The 5,148-nt window shown below is 33.0% G+C and carries 2 protein-coding genes; both read right to left on the bottom strand.

What is annotated here, in order from left to right:
- Positions 1 to 217: 217 nt before the first annotated feature.
- On the bottom strand, positions 218 to 2,767 hold the full coding sequence (locus ACN0WB_RS11535) for a tetratricopeptide repeat protein (RefSeq protein WP_417431939.1): 2,550 nt from the start codon (positions 2,765 to 2,767) through the stop codon (positions 218 to 220).
- Between the two features lies 1 nt (position 2,768).
- Entirely contained in the window at positions 2,769 to 4,901 is a 2,133-nt protein-coding gene (locus ACN0WB_RS11530; protein ID WP_417431937.1) for an ATP-dependent DNA helicase, read from the bottom strand.
- Between the last annotated feature and the right edge of the window lie 247 nt (positions 4,902 to 5,148).

Here is a 5,148-nt window from a genome sequence, read left to right as displayed (position 1 = left end):
ATCAAACTTTGTAAATCTGCACAAATTTGCCGCGTAATTTTTTCAATTTTTCCTTGCTTTTTGTCATAGAATATGTTAGCGGTTCGCCCTCCTTGTTTGTATGTTGTTTGTCCGTTCATTTGGTCTGTCGTGGTGCGTTGGCTTGGTGGCTCTTTTGCATTTTAGTTTGGCTTTGTGTGTCGGAAAAAATGCAAATGTGCCACCAAAAGCGTTGGAATCATATTCTTTCAATTTCTGTTACTTTCCATTTGTCGCCTGCATAAATTGCTCTTGCGTTTACTCTGCAATCGTCAGTTATGTTGTGTTTTTCTAAAAGGTATTTTGGAACATAATAATCTCCGATAAAAGCAAAGTCAGGAACTTCTTCGTCATAATTTTTGTATTTCATTTCCATAATTCCTGTAATGTCCTTTCGTAAGTTTGGATTTGCTTCTTCTGTTAGTTCAATAGATAATATTTTCACTCTTAATTTTTTGTCTTTGTCCGTTTTTGTAGCAAAAGAAAGTTTAATAAAATCGCCTTCGCTTGGTCTTAGGTTTGTTTCTGTGAATTTGACAATTCCTTGCAACTTGGACGAAATGACAAAATGAAATAATTGCTTTTGCTCGTTCACTCCGTCAACGATTGCAATTTGAGTTTGGAATTTTGAAATGACAGAACCTTTGTCAATTTTCTGAATTTGTCGCAGTTCTGTTCTGTTTTCGTCTTTTACTTTTTTGATGTAACTTTTGGCTGTTACAAAATCTCCAATTTGTAGTTCAGGTTTAATTTGAGGAAAAAAGACTTCTTTGTTTCCCGTTGTAATTGCGTGAATAATGTTTTTTTCTTTGTTGATGTAATCAACAATAGCAAAAGTGTCTTCTAAAATTTCCCAATGTTTCTTTTCTGATTTTTCTGCAATAAGTGGAATATACTTGTGTTCTGTAACAATTGTTTTTCCAAACCAAGCAAATTTTGCTTCAACTTCCTTTTTAATTTCTTGCTTGTGAAGTTTGAACTTTAAAATTTGTCCTAATTCAGATTGTTTCAAGGTTTCAAAACGATTTTTACTAATTGCAAATTCTATCGTTTTTCCATCTGTAAAAGTTAAACGGTCTTTTCCTTTGTCGTCTTTCCATTTATCAACCAAAACAAGTTCTGTCCAATCAAAATCAGCATAAGCGAAGTTTTCGGCAAAAGGAATATATTTTTTGTATAGTTCCCGATTGTCTTTTAAACTTTGTTTAATTGAACTTGCTTTTTTGTGTAATTCGTCAAAAAGTGATGACAATTTCCAACCTTTTATTTCTCTATGTTTCTTGTATGCTTCAAGTTCTACAAGTACATTTTCTAAAAGATTTTCGTCAATTAACGCTTTTGCTAAATCTAAATGAATATCGCCTAAAAAATCTTCGTTTTTTTCTAAACTCAATGCTTTTGACAACATTCCGATTTTCAAAGAATTATCGGAAATGATACAATCTGAAAACTCTTGCCAAACATAATGTTTATTGGAAAGTTCCAAAACAAGTTCCTTGTATATTTTGATTGCTAATTCTAATTCGTTGTTTTTGAAATGAAGTAATGCCTTTTCTCTCAACAACCACTCATCATCGGGAAATAATTTGATTGCCGTTTCATACGCTTTGATTAGCCAAGATAAATCTTGTTCAGATGTCTGAGTTTTCAGAACTTCAAAAGTCTTTTTAAGTGCTTTTGTTGCTAATGGTTTGTATGTGTGTTCGTCTTTTTTTGTTTCTTTCCAATCGTCAGTTCTTAAATTTTCTGGATTCCAATTTTTGAAAAAGTTGAGAAAACGCCATTCGTCATTTTCTTTCATAAACCTTTCAGCAAGATTTAAAATTTCGGAATGCCATTTTGATTGTCCGTGTTTGGAATAATTGTTATTGTATTGCTCAAATAAATTCCACAATTCAGAAAATTTATTTTCCTTGTGAGCATTGAAAATGTTCCAAAAAATGGTTTCTCTGAAAAAGTCTAAAACGGTTTCTTTGCTAATGTCAATTTTGCTTAAAAATCCTTCAATGATTATTTCTGTGTTTGAATTTACAAACTCTCTGCAAATGCGTGAAATAAGTGAGGGAATACTTTTTCCGTCTTTATATCCATCGTGTAAATCTTCGTGGCGAAGATTGTCAGGATTCCACAAAAGAAAAAATTTGTAAAACTTAAAGTCGCTGTGTGTTTTAGAATAGTTTAAAGCAAAATTTAAAATCATAGAATGAAGCATTGACGGTCTTTCATTCTTTAAGTTCATATAATCTCTAAAAAACGTTCTTACCTCAACCGATGAAAGATTACTTTCTTCTGCTTTTATGTATCGGTAGATTACCCAACCGTAACTTTCGTGATGTAGTTCTGTTAGTCTGTTTTGAGCAATCAGGTTTTTAAAAATCGCTAATGCTTCTTTATTATTTCCGTTTTTGCTTAATTCTTCCGCTCTTTGAACCTCCGAATAATTTGTGTCAATCTTTGGGCGAAGAAAGTTTTTTTGATTTTCAATTATATCATCATCATAACCTTGAAAGTCTATTGTAATTAGTTCGTTATAACAAACTCCTGCTTGATTCAAGTTTTTTTCTGCAATGTAGTATTTACACAAATCTATTAGAACCCAAGCAAATGCTTTTTGAATCCATTCGTCTGAACTGTCCTCTAAGTATAGATTTCGTGAGATATTTAGAGCATTGTTTAATTTATTCAGTTTTTCAATACCTGATAAACTCTGTGCTTCTTTTCGTAATTCAAAAACTGTTTTAGAGTCCATATCAAGATACTTTTTCTAATAAGAGTTCGTTAATTTCTTCCGCTAAGCCTGTTGTTCTTGTTGGAATGAGTTCTGTTTTTTTGAACCTGAAATTTCCGTCATACCAAAATTTGTATGTCGCTGTAAAACCGTTTTTCTTTATTTCATAAATTTCGTGATACTGTTTGTGTTCAACTTTCGCAATTTGAAAATTGAACGGTTCTAATTTTGCCTTTAAATTTTCGTAAAACTCTTTTTGAAACACTTGTTCAAATTCAAATTCCGTTTCGGTTGTTTCGGTTTCTGCAATTATGATTGTCTTGTTTTGAAGATTAGCAAGTTTTGAATAAACACTTTCAATAAATTCCGTTGAATTTGTTGGCTTTTCTATTCTTGTGATTTTGTTTTTTCCATTGTAATGGATTTTAAAAATCGCATTTTCGTTTCCTTGCGAAAATGTATAATGTTCTAAATAACTTGTGTGGCGAATGTCGCTGATGTTTATATTTTCATCTTTCAAATATTCGCTAATTGTCAGGTAAATATGTTTTAAAAAAGTTGTTTGATTTGAAAAATCAAACGGCAATTCTATTTCCGCAATTTCTGTGTTTAATGCAAGAATATCTTCTCTTGGTTTTATGTTTTCAATTTTGGGCGGTTGAATATTGCTTACAATACTAAAATGAGGTTCATCAAGCGTAAACAAGTTTTCTTTTGCCCTTGTAATTCCTGTATAAAGCCAACGGAAATAACTTGAATTGAAATAACCCATTGAAGTTTTGCAATTCAAAAATGTATTTTCCCATTCTCCGCCTTGTGCTTTGTGGCAAGTAATGGCGTAGCCAAATTTTATACGCAAAGCGTTAAAATACTTGTCGCTTCGCAAAGCGTCTTTAAATGGTTGTGTTTCGATTTTTAAATTTTTGTTTCGGATTTTGAAATCGATGTAAAGTGCTTTCAATTCGTCTGAACTCAAATCTCTGTGATGTGAGTATAGTAAATTCTCAATTATTTTACATTCTATATCGTGTTTCCTAAAATTTTCGTCTGAGAAAGTAATTGTAACATTCCGAAAAGTTAGCGGAACATTTATTTCTTCAACTACGTTTTTGCTGTTTTTTCGTTTTAGTGGAATTGTTCTGCTTTCAGTTGTTGGCGAAACTTCTACAACAAAACCAATGTCGCCATTTAGCAATTCCATTTGTGGATAATTGTAGTTATTGCTCAATAAAATTACTTTGTCGCCAACTGTAATTGTTTTTTGATTTGGAAAAAAGTGATTTCTCACAAAGTCGTTGTAACCTTTTACGGCTGAATTTGAATAAGCAACAATTATCGTTTCTTCGTCTATTGTGTTGTTGCAGGCTTGCAAATATTTCGGCAACAACTCTTCATATTTTGTTTTGTTGATGTCTTTAAAATCTGTTTCAATGTCGAGTTTATTGAAAATGTTTTCTTTTAAAGATTGACGAATTTTTGTTGCGTTGTGAAGTATTCCGCTGTCTGCTTTTTGTCTTACAACTTCGGTCAATTCAAATTCGTTTGAAACAAGTCCGCAATTTTCTTGCAAGTATTTTCCGTCAAGTGCTGGCGAAAAATTCATATTTACAGGTGGCAACTGTGCGTTGTCACCAATGAAAATTATTTTTTTACTGTGGTCGTTGTTGTCAAAGTTGATGTGCTTGATAAGGTCTTTAAGCAAAAAGCCCGAACCAAATCTAAAAAATTCGCCTTCCGAATAAACATTTGAAATCATTGATGATTCGTCAATAATATAAACGGTGTTGTTTGGGTCGTCATTTATTTTGACTTCAAAGTAAAATTTGAAAGTTTCTGTTCCGTCTTCGTCTTTGGTTTTAAACTCTTTGAGTTCTTTGCTTGAATAAATTGTCTTATGAATAGTGCAAGCCTTGTGTTTTGTCTTTTGCGAAATAACTTTTGCTGCTCGTCCTGTCGGTGCCGCAATAACAAAGTTTCTTTTGCTTTGCAAAAGAAAGTCTGTAAGTCCTTTCATTAAAAACGTTTTTCCTGTCCCTGCGTAACCTTTCAACAAAAAGCAAGGTGTCTGGTCGGAAAGGAACTTTTCTAATTCGTCAATAAGAGAACTTTGTCCTGATGTCAGCGTGTATTTTGAAAACGTTTCTCTTAATGTCATTTCGGCTTTCTATTTTTGGGTGCGGTTGGGGCAAAAGCAAATGTGGTGCAAATGCGTTGGCTTGGTGCGGTTGGTTGCACCTCTTTTGATTTTGCCGAAGCGTTGGCTTGTCCGTTCATTTGTCTGTCTGTTTAATGTTTGCACGGTCGTTCATAGGGTGACCGCTAACGTACGGCTCGGCTTTGTCGTCGTTCCGAAAAGGAAGTTGAAAACTTCTTTTTAGGAATGCGTCAAAGGCGACTGTTGT

The sequence above is a fragment of the Halpernia sp. genome (genome assembly GCF_048269545.1).
Taxonomy (GTDB): Bacteria; Bacteroidota; Bacteroidia; order Flavobacteriales; family Weeksellaceae; genus Halpernia.
This window is presented reverse-complemented; position numbering and strand designations above follow the sequence as displayed.

Coding starts and splice junctions, on each gene's coding strand:
- ACN0WB_RS11535 (WP_417431939.1), bottom strand. CDS start 2,767: ATGGACTCTAAAACAGTTTTTGAATTACGAAAAGAAGCACAGAGTTTA.
- ACN0WB_RS11530 (WP_417431937.1), bottom strand. CDS start 4,901: ATGACATTAAGAGAAACGTTTTCAAAATACACGCTGACATCAGGACAA.